At 72.2% G+C, this 18,208-nt stretch carries 15 protein-coding genes; 4 read left to right on the top strand and 11 right to left on the bottom strand.

Annotated features, from left to right (window positions below):
* Positions 1–322 precede the first annotated feature (322 nt).
* The gene (gene dnaJ / locus ACWD4A_RS13975; RefSeq protein WP_451193423.1) at positions 323–1,459 is read right to left on the bottom strand and encodes a molecular chaperone DnaJ; all 1,137 of its coding nucleotides are present in this window, start codon (positions 1,457–1,459) and stop codon (positions 323–325) included.
* On the bottom strand, positions 1,460–2,476 hold the full coding sequence (gene hrcA / locus ACWD4A_RS13970) for a heat-inducible transcriptional repressor HrcA (protein WP_451193531.1): 1,017 nt from the start codon (positions 2,474–2,476) through the stop codon (positions 1,460–1,462).
* A gap of 194 nt (positions 2,477–2,670) precedes the next feature.
* Here hrcA and ACWD4A_RS13965 point away from each other — a divergent pair, with 194 nt between their 5' ends.
* Both ACWD4A_RS13965 and ACWD4A_RS13960 read left to right on the top strand, forming a co-directional pair.
* A complete protein-coding gene (locus ACWD4A_RS13965) occupies positions 2,671–3,399 on the top strand; it encodes an MBL fold metallo-hydrolase (protein WP_451193421.1) in 729 nt (242 codons plus the stop codon).
* A 142-nt stretch (positions 3,400–3,541) separates the two neighbouring features.
* Entirely contained in the window at positions 3,542–4,372 is an 831-nt protein-coding gene (locus tag ACWD4A_RS13960; protein WP_451193420.1) for a DUF3097 domain-containing protein, read from the top strand.
* On the opposite strand, the gene ACWD4A_RS13955 is transcribed toward ACWD4A_RS13960, so the two are convergent.
* The 4 genes from ACWD4A_RS13955 to lepA form a co-directional block, all read right to left on the bottom strand.
* Positions 4,369–4,935 (bottom strand): Uma2 family endonuclease, encoded by a 567-nt coding sequence (locus ACWD4A_RS13955; RefSeq protein ID WP_451193418.1) that lies wholly within the window; start codon positions 4,933–4,935, stop codon positions 4,369–4,371. The two genes, ACWD4A_RS13960 and ACWD4A_RS13955, sit on opposite strands and share 4 nt — an antisense overlap.
* A gap of 100 nt (positions 4,936–5,035) precedes the next feature.
* Positions 5,036–6,268 carry a radical SAM family heme chaperone HemW gene (gene hemW, locus ACWD4A_RS13950; protein ID WP_451193416.1) on the bottom strand — a complete coding sequence of 411 codons (1,233 nt, stop codon included), beginning with the start codon at positions 6,266–6,268 and terminating at the stop codon, positions 5,036–5,038.
* Between the two features lie 58 nt (positions 6,269–6,326).
* Complete coding sequence (locus tag ACWD4A_RS13945; protein ID WP_451193414.1) at positions 6,327–8,216, bottom strand: AMP-dependent synthetase/ligase; 1,890 nt, start codon at positions 8,214–8,216, stop codon at positions 6,327–6,329.
* 318 nt (positions 8,217–8,534) lie between these two features.
* On the bottom strand, positions 8,535–10,406 hold the full coding sequence (gene lepA / locus ACWD4A_RS13940) for a translation elongation factor 4 (RefSeq protein WP_451193411.1): 1,872 nt from the start codon (positions 10,404–10,406) through the stop codon (positions 8,535–8,537).
* 204 nt (positions 10,407–10,610) lie between these two features.
* Here lepA and rpsT point away from each other — a divergent pair, with 204 nt between their 5' ends.
* Positions 10,611–10,877, top strand: coding sequence for a 30S ribosomal protein S20 (rpsT, locus tag ACWD4A_RS13935; protein WP_451193409.1), 267 nt, complete (start codon positions 10,611–10,613; stop codon positions 10,875–10,877).
* 271 nt (positions 10,878–11,148) lie between these two features.
* On the opposite strand, the gene holA is transcribed toward rpsT, so the two are convergent.
* The gene (gene holA, locus ACWD4A_RS13930) at positions 11,149–12,138 is read right to left on the bottom strand and encodes a DNA polymerase III subunit delta (protein WP_451193407.1); all 990 of its coding nucleotides are present in this window, start codon (positions 12,136–12,138) and stop codon (positions 11,149–11,151) included.
* 159 nt (positions 12,139–12,297) lie between these two features.
* Here holA and ACWD4A_RS13925 point away from each other — a divergent pair, with 159 nt between their 5' ends.
* Positions 12,298–12,525: a hypothetical protein gene (locus ACWD4A_RS13925; protein ID WP_451193529.1), complete on the top strand. Its 228-nt coding sequence runs from the start codon at positions 12,298–12,300 to the stop codon at positions 12,523–12,525.
* A 53-nt stretch (positions 12,526–12,578) separates the two neighbouring features.
* On the opposite strand, the gene ACWD4A_RS13920 is transcribed toward ACWD4A_RS13925, so the two are convergent.
* The 4 genes from ACWD4A_RS13920 to ACWD4A_RS13905 all read right to left on the bottom strand — a co-directional run bounded on the left by ACWD4A_RS13920 (position 12,579) and on the right by ACWD4A_RS13905 (position 18,137).
* Positions 12,579–15,299 carry a ComEC/Rec2 family competence protein gene (locus ACWD4A_RS13920; RefSeq protein ID WP_451193527.1) on the bottom strand — a complete coding sequence of 907 codons (2,721 nt, stop codon included), beginning with the start codon at positions 15,297–15,299 and terminating at the stop codon, positions 12,579–12,581.
* 86 nt (positions 15,300–15,385) lie between these two features.
* Positions 15,386–16,039, bottom strand: coding sequence for a helix-hairpin-helix domain-containing protein (locus ACWD4A_RS13915; protein ID WP_451193405.1), 654 nt, complete (start codon positions 16,037–16,039; stop codon positions 15,386–15,388).
* 353 nt (positions 16,040–16,392) lie between these two features.
* Positions 16,393–17,238 carry a DegV family protein gene (locus tag ACWD4A_RS13910; protein ID WP_451193403.1) on the bottom strand — a complete coding sequence of 282 codons (846 nt, stop codon included), beginning with the start codon at positions 17,236–17,238 and terminating at the stop codon, positions 16,393–16,395.
* Positions 17,239–17,381: 143 nt separating this feature from the next.
* Positions 17,382–18,137: a hypothetical protein gene (locus ACWD4A_RS13905; protein ID WP_451193401.1), complete on the bottom strand. Its 756-nt coding sequence runs from the start codon at positions 18,135–18,137 to the stop codon at positions 17,382–17,384.
* Between the last annotated feature and the right edge of the window lie 71 nt (positions 18,138–18,208).

Raw genomic sequence — 18,208 nt, 5'->3', positions numbered from 1 at the left:
CCGGTGGACTGCCTTCGGGCGGCGGGCAGGGCTTGCCCGCGTCTCGGCCACCGGGCCGAGGGGGAAGCCCCCCGGCGTCGGCCGTGGGGGAGGAGTCACGACCACATCGTGTCACGCGATCGTGGGACGCGGGGAATCTCCTCGCCGAACGGCACCCGGGGCACCCCGAGCAGGTGCCGACAGCCGCCGACAGCGCTCGGGGCACCCCGGGCCGAACGCCTACCGGCCGTTGAACGCGTCCTTCAAGCGCGAGAACAGACCCTGCTGCCCCGGCTTACCGCGCTCACCCGGGGAGCCAACCCCCGGACCCCCGGCCGAGCGCCTACCGCCCGTTGAACGCATCCTTCAAGCGCGAGAACAGACCCTGCTGCCCCGGCTTGAACTCGCCCATCGGACGCTCCTCGTTGCGCAGCTTCGCGAGCTGGCGGAGGAGGTCCTCCTGCTGGGGGTCGAGCTTGTTCGGCGTGATGACCTCGACGTGGACGATGAGGTCACCGCGGCCGCCGCCGCGCAGATGCGTGACGCCGCGCTGGTGCAGCGGGATCGACTGGCCGGACTGGGTGCCCGGACGGATGTCGATCTCCTCGACGCCGTCCAGGGTCTCCAGCGGCACCTTGGTGCCGAGGGCCGCGGCCGTCATCGGGAGGGTGACCGTGCAGTGCAGGTCGTCGCCGCGCCGCTGGAAGGTCGGGTGCGGGGTCTCGTGGATCTCCACATAGAGGTCGCCCGCGGGGCCGCCGCCGGGGCCGACCTCGCCCTCGCCCGCCAGCTGGATGCGGGTGCCGTTGTCGACACCGGCCGGGATCTTCACCGTCAGGGTGCGCCGCGAACGGACGCGGCCGTCACCGGCGCACTCCGGGCACGGGGTCGGCACCACGGTGCCGAAGCCCTGGCACTGCGGGCAGGGCCGGGAGGTCATGACCTGGCCGAGGAAGGACCGGGTGACCTGCGAGACCTCGCCACGGCCGCGGCACATGTCACAGGTCTGCGCGGAGGTGCCGGGGGCCGCGCCCTCGCCGCTGCACGTGGTGCAGACGACGGCGGTGTCGACCTGGATCTCCTTGGTGGTCCCGAACGCGGCCTCGGGCAGGCTGACTTCGAGACGGATCATGGCGTCCTGGCCACGGCGCGTACGCGAGCGCGGACCGCGCTGCGACGTCTGCCCGAAGAAGGCGTCCATGATGTCGGAGAAGTTGCCGAAGCCGGCGCCGAAGCCACCGGCGCCACCGCCACCGCCGTTCGCGGAGAGCGGGTCGCCGCCGAGGTCGTAGACCTGCTTCTTCTGCGGGTCCGAGAGCACCTCGTAAGCGGCGTTGATCTCCTTGAACCGCTCCTGCGTCTTCGGGTCCGGGTTCACGTCCGGGTGCAGCTCGCGGGCGAGGCGGCGGAAAGCCTTCTTGATCTCGTCCTGCGAGGCATCGCGCCGTACGCCCAGGACCGCGTAGTAGTCCGTGGCCACTTACGACTCCGCCAGGATCTGTCCGACGTAACGTGCCACTGCGCGTACCGCTCCCATCGTTCCGGGGTAGTCCATGCGGGTCGGTCCGACCACGCCGAGTTTGGCGACTGCCTCGTCGCCCGAACCGTAGCCGACGGCGACGACGGATGTGGAGTTGAGACCCTCATGAGCGTTCTCATGACCGATCCGCACCGTCATGCCCGAGTCCTTGGCCTCGCCGAGCAGCTTGAGCAGCACGACCTGCTCCTCCAACGCCTCCAGCACCGGCCGGATCGTCAGCGGGAAGTCATGCCCGAAGCGGGTGAGATTGGCGGTACCGCCGATCATCAGCCGCTCCTCGGTCTCCTCGACCAGGGTCTCCAGCAGCGTCGCGAGGACCGTGGAAACGGTTCCTCGGTCGTCCTGCTCGAAGGAGTCGGCGAGGTCCTGCACGAGCTGCGGCACATCCGAGAACCGGTGCCCCACGACCCGGCTGTTGAGCCGCGCCCGGAGATCCGCCAGCGTGGTCTCGCCGATCGGCGCCGGGCAGTCGACCATGCGCTGCTCGACCCGGCCGGTGTCCGTGATCAGCACCAGCATCACCCGCGCCGGAGCCAGTGAGAGCAGCTCCACATGACGCACGGTCGACCGGGTCAGCGAGGGGTACTGCACCACCGCGACCTGCCGGGTCAGCTGCGCGAGCAGCCGGACCGTACGGCCCACGACGTCGTCGAGATCGACGGCGCCGTCGAGGAAGTTGTGGATGGCGCGCCGCTCGGGCGTCGACAGGGGCTTGACGCCCGCGAGCTTGTCGACGAAGAGGCGGTACCCCTTGTCGGTCGGGATACGGCCCGCGCTCGTATGGGGCTGGGCGATGAAGCCCTCGTCCTCCAGCGCGGCCATGTCGTTGCGCACCGTGGCCGGGGACACGCCGAGGCGGTGCCGCTCGGTGAGGGCCTTGGAGCCGACCGGCTCCTCGGTGCCCACATAGTCCTGGACGATGGCGCGCAACACTTCGAGCCTGCGTTCGCTCAGCATCGCGCACCTCCAGTCCAGCCGTCTCACGGGGCCCTTCCCTGGCACTCCATGGTCACGAGTGCCAGATCCCTTCAGCCAGTGTACGGCCGCGCACCGCGACGAGGGCAAGAGCCGTCGTGCCGTGCGCCCGCGCACACCGCCGCCGCGCGCACGTCGAGCGGGCAACCGTACCGCGCTCCGGCTAGCGTCCGGGTATGGAGAGCCATGAGGGAACAACGCGTTGGGAGCGGCTCGCGCCGGGGGTCGCCCGCCGCAGAATGCCCGGGTGGGACGCGACGATCGGCGTGGTCGCGGGGTCCGCGGGCGTGCTGCTGGTGGACACCGGGGCGAGCGTGCCGGAGGGCGCCGAGGTCCGGCGGGAGGTACGCGAGCTCACCGGCCGCGACGTGACGCATATCGCTCTCACGCACCCGCACTTCGACCACGTCTTCGGCACCGCCGTGTTCTCGGGGGCGCAGGTGTACGGGGCCGTCGGCCTCGCCGAACTGCTGCTCCGCGAGCGCGAGGAGCTGGGGCGGGACGCCGTACGGCACGGAGCCGACCCGACGGCCGCCGCCGAGGCCGCCGACCTGCTCGTACGGCCGCACCACCCGGTCTCGGGCGAGCTCACGCTCGATCTGGGCGACCGGCAGGTGCTGCTGGCCAACGTGGGGCCGGGGCACACGGCACACGATCTGGCGGTCCTCGTGGCGGGCGCGGGCGGGGCGCCGGAGGTCGTCTTCTGCGGTGACCTGGTGGAGGAGTCGGACGAACCACAGGCGGGACCGGACGCCCTCCCCCGGCAGTGGCCCGCGGCACTGGACCGGCTGCTGGCACTGGGCGGCGAGGACGCGCTGTACGTACCGGGGCACGGGGCGGTGGTGGACGCGGGCTTCGTACGGAGGCAGCGGGACGCGCTGGCGCTGCGCTTCGGCGTGTCGTGAGTCCCGCGCGATCTTGATCCACAATGGCGCGCATGCGCAGCGGAGAGTACGGACCCGATCCGGCCTCCCTGGCTGCGTTTTCCCGGGGGACAACCCCGGGCCCCCGGCCTAGACCCGACGCCCGCCCCACAGGATGACACCCATGCGCAGCAGACACTACGGCCCTGATCTGACCCCTCCGTGGAAGAAGACCGCCCCCGCCCCCGAGGTGGCCGCCGAGGCCGACCTCGTGGTCGAGGAGGTCACCACGGGCTTCTGCGGGGCGGTGATCCGCTGCGAGAAGACGGCACAGGGGCTCACGGTCACCCTGGAGGACCGGTTCGGGAAGCACCGGGTCTTCCCGATGGAGCCGCGCGGCTTCCTGCTGGAAGGGCGCGTCGTCACCCTCGTACGCCCCACGGGCCCGAGCGCGCCGCAGGGCCCGGCCCGTACGGCCTCCGGCTCGATCGCCGTCCCGGGGGCGCGGGCGCGCGTCGCACGCGCCGGGCGCATCTATGTGGAGGGGCGCCACGACGCGGAGCTCGTGGAGCGGGTGTGGGGTGACGACCTGCGCATCGAGGGCGTGGTCGTGGAGTACCTGGAGGGCATCGACGATCTTCCGTCGATCGTGCGGTCGTTCGCGCCGGGCCCGGATGCCCGACTGGGCGTACTGGTCGACCACTTGGTGCCGGGCTCGAAGGAGTCCCGGATCGCGGCTTCCGTCACCGACGGGAACGTCCTGGTGGTGGGGCACCCGTACATCGACGTGTGGGAGGCCGTGAAGCCGTCGTCGGTGGGGATCACGGGGTGGCCGCGGGTGCCTCGGGGGGAGGACTGGAAGTCGGGGGTGTGCCGGGCGCTGGGGTGGCCGGTCAACACCGGGGCCGCTTGGCAGCGGATTCTGGGGTCGGTCAGGTCTTACAAGGACCTGGAACCGGAATTGCTGGGGCGGGTGGAGGAGTTGATCGATTTTGTGACGGTGCCGACTGTTTAGCGGGCCTGCGTCTTGAACCCGGACGTCTCCAAGGTCAAGTCGAGCACCTTGATGGGCACCGGATCTCCGAACTTGGAAGTCCGCCTGGTCTGGTACACCGCCTCTTCGCCCACGCCGGTCGGCTCGGTAAGAAGTACACAGCAAGCTTCGAACGGGTCCACGATCAGGTAGGCGGGTACCTGCCCGGCCGCATACATGGAGGGCTTGAGCTCGTAGTCACGGAGGCCGCTGGTCTTCGAGACAACTTCGAGGAGCATGGTGACTGCCCCGGCAGGAACCACGCGCCCTGGCCCCTGGAAAGCCTCACGCTCAATAACGACGAGGTCCGGCTGAGGCTCGCTCGACTCACCCGGAATCGCGATGTCCTGCGTGGTTTTCCGTTGCCACTGGGCGCCCGGAATCTGATCCCGCACCAGCTCCACGATGTCGTTGTGAACCCAGTCGGGCCCCGCCATCATCACGATTTCCCCCCGCAACAACTCGATCTTGTACCCCCCAAATACCTCGGGGTGCTTCTCGAACACAGCCATGATTCGTTCGTACACTTCGTACACAGCGGTCATCTCCGTGGCCCTCCACATCCACCGCGTGCATTGCCCCTCAGCCTACGAAGAAGCCGGGCAAGCACACGCCTTGTGCGCGTCAGTTCACCTGAACAGGCGATCAGTCCACCAGACCCCGCACCACCGCATCCGCCAGCAACCGCCCCCGCAGCGTCAGCACCGCGCGCCCCGCCTCGTACGGCTCGGCCTGGAGCAGGCCGTCCGCCAGTGCCTTCGCCGCCGCCTTCGCGCCCGCGGGCTTGAGCAGCGACAGAGGGCACCCGTCGATCAGCCGCAGTTCCAGCAGGATGCGTTCGACGCGCCGGTCCTCGTCCGGCAGGACCTCGCGGCCCGCGCCCGGGGAGCGGCCCTCGCTGAGGGCCTGCGCGTAGGCGCCCGGGTGCTTGACGTTCCACCACCGCACGCCGCCCACGTGGGAGTGCGCGCCGGGGCCCGCGCCCCACCAGTCCGCGCCGCGCCAGTAGAGCTCGTTGTGACGGCAGCGGCCGGCCTCGCCGGTCGCCCAGTTGGAGACCTCGTACCAGCTGAAGCCCGCGGCCGTGAGCATGTCCTCGGCGATGAGGTAGCGGTCGGCGTGCACGTCGTCGTCGGTCATCGGGACCTCGCCGCGCCGGATGCGGCGGGCGAGCTGGGTGCCCTCCTCGACGATCAGCGCGTACGCGGAGACGTGGTCCGGGCCGGCACCGATCGCCGCGTCCAGGGAGGCCCGCCAGTCGTCGTCCGACTCCCCCGGCGTGCCGTAGATCAGGTCCAGGTTGACGTGGTCGAAGCCGGCGGCGCGCGCCTCCGCGACGCACGCCTCCGGGCGGCCCGGGGTGTGCGTGCGGTCGAGGATCTTCAGCACGTGCTGCCGGGCGCTCTGCATGCCGAAGGAGATCCGGTTGAAGCCGCCCTCCCGCAGCTCCGCCAGATAGCGGGGGTCCACGGACTCCGGGTTGGCCTCGGTGGTGATCTCCGCGTCCTCGGCGAGCCCGAACTCGTCGCGGATCGCGCCCAGCATCCGGACGAGGTCGGCGGCGGGCAGCAGCGTGGGCGTGCCGCCGCCGACGAAGACGGTCTCCACGGGCCGCGGGTCGTCGCCCAGCGCCTTCCGCGCGAGGCGGATCTCCTGGCTCAGCGTCTCGGCGTAGTTGTCCCGGGACGCCAGGGCGCCGCCGGAACCGCGCAGCTCGCTCGCGGTGTAGGTGTTGAAGTCGCAGTACCCGCAGCGCGTCGCGCAGTACGGCACGTGCAGGTAGAAGCCGAGCGGCCGCTGCCCGGCGCCCTCCAGGGCGTGGTGGGGCAGCGCCCCGTCCTCGGGCATGGGTTCGCCGTCAGGCAGTACGGAAGGCATGGGTCCATTGTCCGGCATCGGCCGGTGGACCCCTGACCTCCGCCCGGCCGGGGCCCGCTCAGCTCTCGCGGGCGCCCGCGTACATGTCCTCGATCAGGTCCTTGTACTGCCGCTCCACGACGGGCCGCTTGAGCTTGAGGCTCGGGGTGAGCTCGCCGTGTTCGATGTCGAGGTCGCGCGGCAGCAGCCGGAACTTCTTGATCGTCTGCCAGCGCTGGAGGCCCTCGTTGAGGCGCTTCACATAGCCGTCGACGAGCTCCACGGTCTCCTCGGCGGCGACGATCTCGGCGTACGGCCTGCCCCCGAGGCCGTGCTCCGCCGCCCAGACCAGGAGGGTGGGCTCGTCGAGGGCGATCAGGGCGGTGCAGTAGTTGCGGTCGGCGCCGTGCACCAGGATGTTGGAGACGAACGGGCACACGGCCTTGAACTGGCCCTCGACCTCCGCGGGCGCCACGTACTTGCCGCCCGAGGTCTTGATCAGGTCCTTCTTGCGGTCGGTGATGCGCAGATAGCCGTCCGGGGACAGCTCGCCGATGTCGCCGGTGTGGAACCAGCCGTCGGACTCCAGGACCTCGGTCGTCTTCCCGGGCAGCCCGTGGTAGCCCGCCATGATGCCCGGACCGCGCAGCAGGACCTCGCCGTCGTCGGCGATCCGGACCTCGGTGCCGGGCAGCGGCTTGCCGACGGTGCCGGTGCGGTATGCCTCGCCCGGGTTGACGAAGCTGGCGGCGCTGGTCTCGGTGAGGCCGTAGCCCTCCAGGATGTGGATGCCCGCGCCGGAGAAGAAGTAGCCGATATCGGGGGCGAGCGCGGAGGCGCCGGAGACACAGGCCCGCAGCCGGCCGCCGAACGCCTCACGGATCTTGGTGTAGACGAGCGCGTCGGCGACCTTGTGCTTGGCGGCGAGCCCGAACGGGACGCTCCCGTTGCCGGTGCGGCGGAAGTTGTCCTGGGATGCCTTGGCGTACTCGCGGGCGACCTCGGCGGCCCAGTGGAAGATCTTGTACTTGGCGCCGCCGCCCTCGCGCGCCTTGCCCGCGACGCCGTTGTAGACCTTCTCGAAGATGCGCGGCACGGCGGCCATGTAGGTGGGCCGGACGACGCCGAGGTTCTCCACGATGCGGTCCGCGCGCCCGTCCACCGCGGTGACGTGCCCGGTGCTGATGTGGCTGACGGTGAGGACCTTGCCGAAGACGTGCGCGAGCGGCAGCCACAGGTACTGCACGTCGTCGGAGCGCACCAGCCCGGACGCCTGGATGGCCCGCGCCAGGTACGACCAGGAGTCGTGCGACAGCCGTACGCCCTTGGGGCGGCCGGTGGTGCCGGAGGTGTAGATCAGGGTGGCGAGCTGGTCGGCGCGCAGGGCGTCGATCCGGTCCCGCACCGCGTCGGGCCGCTCCTTGAGGAGGGCGGCGCCGCGCCGCTCCAGCTCGGCGAGGGAGAGCACCCAACCCTCCGGGTCGCCCTCGGCGGAGACCGCGTCCGCGGCGTCGATCACCACGACGTGGACGAGTCCGGGCAGGTCGGCGCGGTGCTCGCGGGCCTTGGCGAGCTGAGCGGCGTCCTCGGCGATCAGCACCCGGCTGCCGGAGTCGGCGAGGATGAAGGCCGTCTCGTCCGCGTTGGTGCTGGGGTAGACGGTGGTGGTGGCCGCCCCGGAGCAGAGCACTCCGAGGTCCGCCAGTATCCACTCCACCCGGGTGGCGGCGGCGAGCGCGACGCGCTCCTCGGGGCGCACCCCCAGGTCGATCAGCCCGGCGGCGATGGCGAAGATGCGGTCGGCCGCCTCCCGCCAGGTGAGCGAGGCCCAGCCGTCGGGACGCTCGCCGGTCGGCGAGGGCACCGGATAGCGGTACGCCTCGGCATCGGGGGTCGCCTCGACCCGTTCGACGAGGATCGTCGCCACGGAGGGCGGACGGTTCTCGATCAAAGCCTGTGTCTCGGTCACGGCGTCCTCCGGGGCCCGATTCGTTGCTGGTGACTCGCGAGTAACCTTCCAAGCAGTGATCAGACTAGAGCCCGTATGGCGGCTGCGTAAGGGTCTGTAGTTGCCTTGTCGAAGCTGTGACCAGTGAGGCGGGTGTGTGCTGCGCGCACCCGAGCCGACCGGGGCATTCCGGGTACGGAAAGCGCCCGCTCCCCCATGGGAACGGGCGCTTCCGGACAGCGGACGGCGACTTGTCGCCGTCGGGCCGCGACTACTTCCTGCTCTTGCCGGGCCGCTCCTGCCGGACTGCTCCTGTCGGACCGCTCTTGCCGGGCCGGGCTACTTCTTGCCCTTCTCCCCGCCGTCGGAGTCCGAGGACAGCACCGCGATGAAGGCCTCCTGCGGGACCTCCACGCTGCCGACCATCTTCATCCGCTTCTTGCCTTCCTTCTGCTTCTCCAGCAGCTTCCGCTTACGGGAGATGTCACCGCCGTAGCACTTGGCGAGGACGTCCTTGCGGATCGCGCGGACCGTCTCACGGGCGATGACCCGCGAGCCGATGGCGGCCTGGATCGGCACCTCGAAGTTCTGCCGCGGGATGAGCTCGCGCAGCTTGGCGACGAGCCGCACTCCGTACGCGTACGCCTTGTCCTTGTGCGTGATCGCGGAGAACGCGTCGACCTTGTCGCCGTGCAGCAGGATGTCGACCTTGACGAGGCTGGCCTGCTGCTCACCGGTGGGCTCGTAGTCCAGGGAGGCATAGCCGCGGGTCTTGGACTTCAGCTGGTCGAAGAAGTCGAAGACGATCTCGGCGAGCGGCAGGGTGTAGCGCAGCTCGACGCGGTCCTCGGAGAGGTAGTCCATGCCCAGCAGGGAGCCGCGGCGGGACTGGCAGAGCTCCATGATCGCGCCGACGAACTCGTTCGGGGCGAGGATGGTCGACTTGACGACCGGCTCGTGCACCTCGGCGATCTTCCCCTCGGGGAACTCGCTCGGGTTGGTGACGATGTGCTCGGTGCCGTCCTCCATCAGGACGCGGTAGACCACGTTGGGCGCGGTGGCGATGAGGTCCAGGCCGAACTCGCGCTCCAGGCGCTCCCGGATGACGTCCAGGTGCAGCAGGCCGAGGAAGCCGACGCGGAAGCCGAAGCCGAGGGCCGCGGAGGTCTCCGGCTCGTAGACCAGGGCGGCGTCGTTGAGCTGGAGCTTGTCGAGCGCCTCGCGCAGCTCGGGGTAGTCCGAACCGTCCAGCGGGTAGAGGCCGGAGAACACCATCGGCTTGGGGTCCTTGTAGCCGCCCAGGGCCTCGGTGGCACCGTTGGTGAACGAGGTGATCGTGTCACCGACCTTGGACTGCCGGACGTCCTTCACACCGGTGATGATGTAGCCGACCTCGCCGACGCCGAGACCGTCGGAGGGCGTCATCTCGGGCGAGGAGACGCCGATCTCCAGCAGCTCGTGGGTGGCGCCGGTCGACATCATCCTGATGCGCTCGCGCTTCTTCAGCTCGCCGTCCACGACCCTGACGTAGGTGACCACGCCGCGGTAGGAGTCGTAGACCGAGTCGAAGATCATCGCGCGGGCCGGGGCGTCCTTGACGCCGACCGGGGCGGGGACCTCGGCGATGACCTTGTCGAGCAGCGCGTCCACGCCGACGCCGGTCTTCGCGGAGACCTTGAGCACGTCGGAGGGGTCGCAGCCGATGAGGTGCGCCAGCTCGGCGGCGAACTTCTCGGGCTGGGCGGCAGGCAGGTCGATCTTGTTGAGGACCGGGATGATCGTGAGGTCGTTCTCCATCGCCAGGTAGAGGTTGGCGAGGGTCTGCGCCTCGATGCCCTGGGCGGCGTCCACCAGGAGGATGCAGCCCTCGCACGCGGCGAGGGAACGCGAGACCTCATAGGTGAAGTCGACGTGACCCGGGGTGTCGATCATGTTGAGGATGTGGGTCCGGCCCTGGTCCTCGCCCTCGGTGGGCGCCCAGGGCAGACGGACCGCCTGGGACTTGATCGTGATGCCGCGCTCGCGCTCGATGTCCATCCGGTCGAGGTACTGCGCGCGCATCTGCCGCTGGTCGACCACGCCGGTCAGCTGAAGCATCCGGTCGGCGAGCGTCGACTTGCCGTGGTCGATGTGCGCGATGATGCAGAAGTTGCGGATCAGAGCCGGGTCGGTACGGCTCGGCTCGGGCACGTTGGTAGGGGTCGCGGGCACGCAGGATCCATTCGGTGACTTCGGCGCTGGAACGCCAGTCTCGGCGGGAGTCGGGTATACGACCCCTCCATGGTCCCATGAGCGACGGGTACGGTCCGGTTTGGGAGGCCGGAGAGCCTGCTGGTAGTCTGGAGCACTGTGCCTCGTGCCCTCTCGGGTGCGGGCGCACTCATCGAAATCCGACGAACCTGAAAAGGCTCTTTCGTGGCGAACATCAAGTCCCAGATCAAGCGGAACAAGACCAACGAGAAGGCTCGCCTGCGCAACAAGGCCGCCAAGTCCTCGGTCAAGACCGCTGTCCGCGCCGCTCGCGAGGCCCTGCTCGCCGGCGACGTCGAGAAGGCCACCGCCGCCGTTGCCGCGGCCGGCAAGAAGCTCGACAAGGCCGCCAGCAAGGGTGTTCTGCACAAGAACGCCGCCGCCAACAAGAAGTCGGCGCTGGCCAAGCAGGCTGCGGCCCTCAAGGCCTGAAGTCTTTCCGGGGCCTGGCCCCGGGCCCGCCGGTGCGGATGCGGACCCTCTCAACCGCCCTGCTCCGGCTCCCCGCCGCACGCGGTCGTTCGCCACGCGCGCGCGGCACATGAGCCTCACGGCTCGCTCGACAAACTCGAAGGCCCCGTGCCCAGCCCTTCCCCAGGGCGGGCACGGGGCCTTCGGGCTTTCTGCCTCCGGGTGTTGTGCCTTCGGTCCTCGGGAGACGCTGTGCCGCGGAGGCGTCCGTAGCCGGGGCGGAGCCCCGGGGCTACGGGCGGCCGCTCCGTGCGGCTTTCGCGACAGCGACAACGGCCTTCTCCAGGGCGTACTCCGGGTCGTCCCTGCCGCCCTTCACCCCGGCATCCGCCTCCGCGACGGCCCGCAGCGCCACGGCGACACCGTCCGCCGACCAGCCGCGCATCTGCTGCCGCACCCGGTCGATCTTCCACGGCGGCATGCCCAGGTCACGGGCCAGATCTCCCGGGCGGGCCCCCCGGGGCGCGGAGGCGAGCTTGCCGATGGCGCGGACGCCCTGGGCGAGCGCACTGGTGATCAGCACCGGGGCGACGCCGGTCGCCATCGACCAGCGGAGGGCTTCCAGTGCCTCGGCGGCCCGGCCCTCCACGGCCCGGTCGGCCACGGTGAAGCTGGAGGCCTCGGCGCGGCCGGTGTAGTAGCGGGCCACGACGGACGCGTCGATAGTGCCCTCGATGTCGGCGACGAGCTGGGCGCAGGCGCTCGCCAGCTCGCGGAGGTCGCTGCCGATCGCGTCAACCAGGGCCTGGCAGGCCTCGGGGGTCGCGGAGCGGCCGGTGGCACGGAACTCCGACCGCACGAATGCCAGACGGTCGGCCGGCTTGGTCATCTTGGGGCAGGCGACCTCGCGGGCCCCGGCCTTGCGGGCCGCGTCCAGCAGGCCCTTGCCCTTGGCGCCTCCGGCGTGCAGCAGCACGAGGGTGATCTCCTCGGCGGGCGCGCCGAGGTAGCCCTTCACGTCCTTGACCGAGTCGGCCGACAGATCCTGCGCGTTGCGCACGATCACGACCTTGCGCTCGGCGAACAGTGACGGGCTGGTCAGCTCCGCCAGCGTGCCGGGCTGGAGCTGGTCGGAGGTGAGGTCGCGTACGTCGGTGTCCGCGTCGGCGGCACGGGCGGCGGTCACCACCTCGCGCACGGCGCGGTCGAGAAGGAGGTCCTCCTGGCCCACGGCGAGCGTGACGGGGGCGAGCAGGTCGTCGGTTGCAGTCTTCCTGGCCATCGCGTCCAGCATCCCACGCACCGGTGACACTCCCGCCCGCGCGGCCGTCCGGGCATACCGCACAATGAGCGGGTGAGCAGCGTTTCCTCTTCTTCTCCGGCTTCCTCGCCGTCCCCCTCGCCGTCCCCCGCCTTCGATGCGGGCGACCCCGTACGGCACCTGCTGGTGCTCCCCGACCGCGACGCCGCCGACGAGGTGGTGGACGAAGCGGCCCAGCGCTTCGGGCTGGACGAGGAGCCGCAGGTCGTGCGCGAGGCCCTCGCGGGCGAGGACGACGCCGAGGACGCCCAGTGGCTGGTCGTCATCGAGGACACGGCCGGGAAACTGGCCACCGACGCACTGCGCGAGCTCGCCGAGGAGTACGAAGGCTGGCTCGAAACGGAGTGACGCCGCAGGGCGGGGCGGAAGCCGGCCCGCCCCGCTTCACGGAAGGCCCGGCTTCACGGGAAGGGCCGTGGCGGGGAGAAGGCCGTCGCGTCGCCGGTCACCGCCACCGGGCCGTCCCTGTCCGTACGGAGGACGGTCGCGCCCTGGGCCTGGAGAGCGGCGAGCGTACGGGGTGACGGGTGCCCGTACGGGTTGCCCGTGCCCACCGAGATGACGGCCAGCCGTGGGCGGAGCCTCCGTATCAGCTGGGGGTCCTGGTAGGCGGAGCCATGGTGGGCGACCTTGAGGACGTCCACCGGCGGCAGATCGGGGCGGGCCTCCAACAGGGCCTGCTGAGCGGGTGGTTCGAGGTCGCCGAGAAGCAGCAGGGTCAGTCCGGCGCTCCGGACCAGAAGGGTCACGCTGGCGTCGTTGGGGCCGTCCTCCGCCGCCACGGACGCCCCCGCCGGTGGCGGCCACAGCACTTCCCAGGACAGCTCGCCGAGCCGCCGCCGCTCCCCCGGCGCGGCTTCGACGACCGGGACCCGGGCGTGCTCCGCCTCGTGCCGTACGAACGCCGCCTGGCCCGGCGGCTCCGCGAACGGCGTGGTCTCGATCGCCCCGACGGCCCGGCCGCGCAGCACGCCGGGCAGGCCGTCGACGTGATCGGCGTGATAGTGGCTGAGCAACAGGAGCGGCACCCGCTCCACGCCGAGGGTCCGCAGGCACCGGTCGACAGCGCGGGGTTCGGGGCCCGCGTCCACCACCACGGCGGAGCCCTCGCCCGCGGCGAGGACCAACGCGTCGCCCTGCCCCACATCGCACGCCGCGAAGCGCCAGCCCGGAGGCGGCCAGCCGGTGACGGCCCGGGTCAGGGGCACCGGACGGACGACCGCGACCATCAGGAGCAGGGCGCAGGCCGCGCAGATCCAGGGGCGGTGGAGCGCTTTGCGGGCGGCGAACACGGCCGCGGCGGTGGCCACGGCCAGCAGCAGCCCGCCGAGTCGGCCGCCGGGCCAGCCGAGCTCCGCGCCGGGCAGGTCCGCGCCGGTACGGGCCACGGTCGCGGCCCAGGACGCGGGCCAGCCCGCGAGCCAGGCGAGGCCCTCGGCGACCGGTGGGGCGAGGGGCGCGGCGACCAGGGCGGCGAACCCGAGTACCGTGGCCGGGGTGATGGCCAGCTCCGCCAGAAGGTTGCAGGGCACCGCCACCAGGCTCACCCGTGCCGCCATCAGGACGATCACGGGCCCGCACACGGCCTGTGCCGCGGCGGCCGCGGCGAGCGCCTCCGCGGCTCGCGCCGGAACCCCGCGCCGTCGCAGCGCGTCGCCCCAGCGCGGGGCCAGGGTGATCAGGGCGCCGGTGGCCAGGACGGACAGCGCGAAGCCGTAACTCCGGGCCAGCCACGGGTCGTGGAGGACGAGCAGCAGCACGGCCGCCGCGAGGGCGGGGAGCAGGCTGCGGCGCCGTCCCGTACCGATGGCCAGCAGGGTGATCAGCCCGCAGGCGGCGGCCCGCAGCACGCTTGGCTCGGGGCGGCACACCACCACGAACCCCAGCACCAGCACCGCCCCCAGCGCCGCCGTCAGCCGCAGGGGCACCCCCAACCGGGCGGCCAGCCCGCGGCGTTCGGCGCGCGCGGCGAGATGGGACGGGCCGATGAGCACCGTGATCAGGATCGCGAGGTTGCTTCCGGAGACGGCCAGCAGGTGCGTCAGGCCCGTGGCCCGGAATGCCTCTTCGAGGTCGGGCGGCACGCGTGACACGTCGCCCACCACCAGCCCTGGGAGGAGCGCCCGGGCGTCCGGGGCCAGGCCGTCCGTGGCGGAGCGGAGGCCCGCGCGAAGCCGGGCAGCCGTCCGCTGGACCGCGCTGGGCCCCTCGATGACCGTGGGCGGGCCCTGGCCGCTGACGCGGAGGACCGCCGCGACGCGGTCGCCCTCCCGGGCGGGTGGGGCGAGCCTGCCCACGACCCTGACCCTGGTGGAGGGCAACAGCCCCAGCCAGGACGGGTGGGCGAGCAGCAGGACGGGCGTGCGGACCGTCGTCTCACGCGTCTCGCGGCTTCCGGCCAGGAGCCGGGTGGCTTCGGCCTCCACGACGACGACGGGTTGCGCGCGGGCCGCTCCCCGCACGTGGGGACGGGTGGACCTGGGGTCGCTCGTGACCGTCGCCTCCAAGGTGACGTCCGCGTAGTGGCTCGCCAGGGCCGGCAGCGGGCCGCGGTGGGACTCCGCCGCGGTGAGGGCGGCGGAGGTGGCAGCGGCCGCGGCGCAGAGCAGTATCGCCGCCCCGGCGGTTGCCACCCCGGTGCGTGTCCGTAGGCCCTTTCCCCGGCCCCACCCCTTCCTGATCGTGTCGGCCCCCGTCGCGTCGGCCCTGATCGTGTCGGCCCCGGTCGTGTCGGCCCCGGTCGCGTCGGCTCGTGGCTCCGCCGCGCGGGAGGTGAGCCGCGGGCCGCGCTGCCGCGCCGTGCCCTCAAGAGCCGGACGGGCTGAACGTCCGCCAGGACGAGCCGAGTCGGGCGCCCGGGTTCCCGGACCACGGTGGCCCTCCTCCCTCAGCGGTGACCGCGCACGCGCGCGGTACGGGTCGGAAGCCCGTGGTCCCGGGCCTCGGCCGTTCTCCCGCCGCGCACCGGCCGGGCCTTTGCTTCCGCGCACCAGCAGCACGCATGCTGTCACCACAGCCAGCACCACGGCGGCCGCGACGGTCGCCCCGTCCGTCACCAGCGCCACCGCCGCCGCTGCCCACGCGGCGGCCGCGGGGAAGACCAGGCGCAGGTCACCCTGGATGCCCTGAGTGCTCTGGGTGTTCTGGGTGCTCTGAGTGCCCTGAACGCTTTGCCCGCTCTGGGCGTTCAGGAGTGGGGCGGGCGGGGTCATGGCTGGACCAGTGTGCGGAGGTCGTTGAAGCGGCGGGTGCCGATGCCGTTGACGTGGCGGAGTTCGTCCACGGAACGGAAGCCGCCGTGCTCGGTGCGGTACTCGACGATGTGCTGGGCGAGGACCGGGCCGACGCCCGGGAGGGAGTCGAGCTGTTCCGCCGTCGCGGAGTTGAGGCTGATCGGACCGGCCTGCCTGCCGCCCGCCGCACCCGGCCCGCCGGGCGGGGGCGCGCCCGCGGGGGCCGGTGACGCGCCCACCACGATCTGTTCGCCGTCCATGAGCAGCCGGGCCCGGTTGAGCCCCGCCAGATCCGTACCGGGCCGGGCGCCCCCGGCGGCGGTCAGTGCGTCGACGACCCGCGAACCGGGCGGCAGCCGCTGGATGCCGGGCCGCAGCACCTTGCCCGTCACGTCCACCACCACACCACCACCGGGCACCCGGGCCGTGGCCTCGGCCGGGGCCGCCCCGGAAGGGACCCTCTTCGGGGCGGCGGCCATCGCGGCAGGCGCCTCCCGGTCCGGCGCGCGCACGGCCTGCGGCCGGCCCACCCAGAAGTGGTACGCGGCGAACGCGCACGCCGCGACCAGCACGACCGCCAGCGCGGCGAGCGTCTTCGGCTCGACGCCGCAACGGAGTTGGACCCACATCGGCAGCCGATCCCCCACGGCGGCCAGCCAACTCCCCTTCATCTGCCTGGATTTGAACCTGTTCGCCGTGGCCCCATCCACATCGGGAGGGTCCGTACCGCCGCGGCCGACCGGCCGTTCCGGGAACAGGCTCGCGGCCCGCGCGCCCGGCGAGCCCGAGCGCGCGGTATCAGTGGGATCAGCAGGCTCGACGGGACCGGTGGGACCGGCGGGGTCAAGTGTCGCGGTGCTCCGGTGATCAGTCATGTCATGACCGTAGGCGCGTTTCCATGATCCCGCCGAAGCGGCTCAAATTCCGTGGATAACCGGCGAGTTGTGGATAACCCCGTCACCTGATCAGGGGCTCCGCCCGTCTACCGGGGCGCGACCACCACACCCAGCAGCCCCGGCCCCGTGTGTGCCCCGATGACCGCTCCGACCTCGCTGACGTGGAGTTCCACGAGCCCCGGCACCCGCTCCCGCAGCCGGTCCGCGAGGAGGGTCGCGCGGTCGGGGGCGGCCAGGTGATGAACGGCGATGTCGACGGGCGCGGCGCCCGCCCGCTCGACGGCGATCTCCTCGAGGCGGGCGATGGCCTTGGAGGCCGTACGGACCTTCTCCCGCAGCTCGATGCGGCCGTCGTCGAGCTGGAGCAGGGGCTTGACCGCGAGCGCCGAACCCAGCAGCGCCTGCGCGGCGCCGATCCTGCCTCCCCTGCGGAGGTAGTCGAGGGTGTCGACGTAGAAGAACGCCACCGTGCCCTGCGCGCGCTTCTCGGCGGCGGCGACGGCCTCGTCGAGGGTGCCGCCCGCGTCCACGGTCTCCGCCGCGGCCAGCGCGCAGAAGCCGAGGGCCATGGCGACCATGCCGGTGTCCACGACCCGCACCGGCACGGGCGCGTCGGCCGCCGCGAGGACCGCCGCGTCGTACGTGCCCGAGAACTCGGCGGACAGGTGGAGCGAGACGATGCCCTCCGCCCCCGCCTCCGCCGCCGCGCGGTAGGCGGCCGCGAAGACCTCGGGGCCGGGCCGCGAGGTGGTCACCGGCCTGCGCTTCTGCAGGGCCTGCGCGAGGGAACGGGCGGAGATCTCGGTGCCCTCTTCGAGCGCCTCGTCGTCCAGGACGACGGTGAGCGGTACGGCGGTGATGTGGTGCCGCTCCATCGCCCGCTGTGGCAGATAGGCCGTGGAATCGGTGACGACAGCGACATGGCGGGACATGTTCCGGAGATTACCCGCCGGGGCACGCCCGCGGCAGTGCGGACCCCGTACGCGTGACCGCCCCATGGGACGGCCGGACAGAAGGCGGGACGATCCTGTAATGCCGCCCTGTAACGCCACCCTGTAATGCCGCCCGGGACGGCTCAGGTCGTGCTCTCCGGGCGGCCGGTCTTCTGCCAGGAGTAACCGGGCTGCCGCCACGCGTCGCGGCCGGTGACCGCGGGCCGCTCGGTGCCCGCCGCCTTGCCCGTTCCGGACTCGGCCGCGCCCCCGGTCCGCTCGTCCGCCGCGGGGCCCCAAACGGCGCCGGACGGCTCCGACGCCCCGGGGCCCGTGGCGGGGCCGGGCGGCTCCTCCGTCGTCCAGTGCCGGAGCGCGCCCGCCTCCATCTGGATCTGGCCGCTGAGGGTCTCCAGGTCGTCCTCGGCGAACCGCCGGGCCCGGTCCTGCGCCGCCCAGCGGAGGGAGTCGGCGGAGCCCTTGACCCGCTCGGTGCGCTCCCGCAGCTCGGGCAGGCACGCGGCGATCCTGGCCTTGTCGGGCTCGTTCTCCAGGCGCTTGAGGTCGTCGTCCAGCTCGTGGCCGTGCGCGCTGAGCCGCTCGAACAGGGCCAGCGCCTCGGACAGCGAGGAGTCCTCCGTGGCGGCGAGGCGCAGCGCCTCCTGGGTGGCGCGCATGGACGTGCGCAGCGAGAGGCGCAGCTGTGCGACCTCGCCGGCCGCGCCGGGCTGGGCGTACTGCCTGGCCTTGAGGCGGGTGTCCTCGACGGTGCGGCGGGCCTGGGTGACAGTGCGGTCCACACCGCGCTTGACCGCGCGCACGGTCTTGACCGTGGCGATCACCCCGAGCGTGACGAGGACCGCGAAGATCAGTGCGACGATCACGGCCGCGGCTTCCATGGACTCTCCTCAGCGGGGTCGGTCACATCGTGGTTCGGGGCGGGCCGTCGTGGTGCCGAGGTCCGCCGGGC

The sequence above is a fragment of the Streptomyces sp. NPDC002537 genome (genome assembly GCF_053594975.1).
Note: the sequence above shows the minus strand (reverse complement) of the source record. Positions and strands in the feature narration are given on the sequence as shown.

Excerpts from the sequence above, each read along its gene's own strand:
- holA (WP_451193407.1), bottom strand. The coding sequence starts at position 12,138 with ATGGCCAGGAAGACTGCAACCGACGACCTGCTCGCCCCCGTCACGCTC.
- ACWD4A_RS13910 (WP_451193403.1), bottom strand. The coding sequence starts at position 17,238 with ATGTCCCGCCATGTCGCTGTCGTCACCGATTCCACGGCCTATCTGCCA.
- ACWD4A_RS13965 (WP_451193421.1), top strand. The coding sequence starts at position 2,671 with ATGGAGAGCCATGAGGGAACAACGCGTTGGGAGCGGCTCGCGCCGGGG.
- ACWD4A_RS13955 (WP_451193418.1), bottom strand. The coding sequence starts at position 4,935 with ATGACCGCTGTGTACGAAGTGTACGAACGAATCATGGCTGTGTTCGAG.
- hemW (WP_451193416.1), bottom strand. The coding sequence starts at position 6,268 with ATGCCTTCCGTACTGCCTGACGGCGAACCCATGCCCGAGGACGGGGCG.
- ACWD4A_RS13905 (WP_451193401.1), bottom strand. The coding sequence starts at position 18,137 with ATGGAAGCCGCGGCCGTGATCGTCGCACTGATCTTCGCGGTCCTCGTC.
- hrcA (WP_451193531.1), bottom strand. The coding sequence starts at position 2,476 with ATGCTGAGCGAACGCAGGCTCGAAGTGTTGCGCGCCATCGTCCAGGAC.
- ACWD4A_RS13915 (WP_451193405.1), bottom strand. The coding sequence starts at position 16,039 with ATGTGGGTCCAACTCCGTTGCGGCGTCGAGCCGAAGACGCTCGCCGCG.
- ACWD4A_RS13960 (WP_451193420.1), top strand. The coding sequence starts at position 3,542 with ATGCGCAGCAGACACTACGGCCCTGATCTGACCCCTCCGTGGAAGAAG.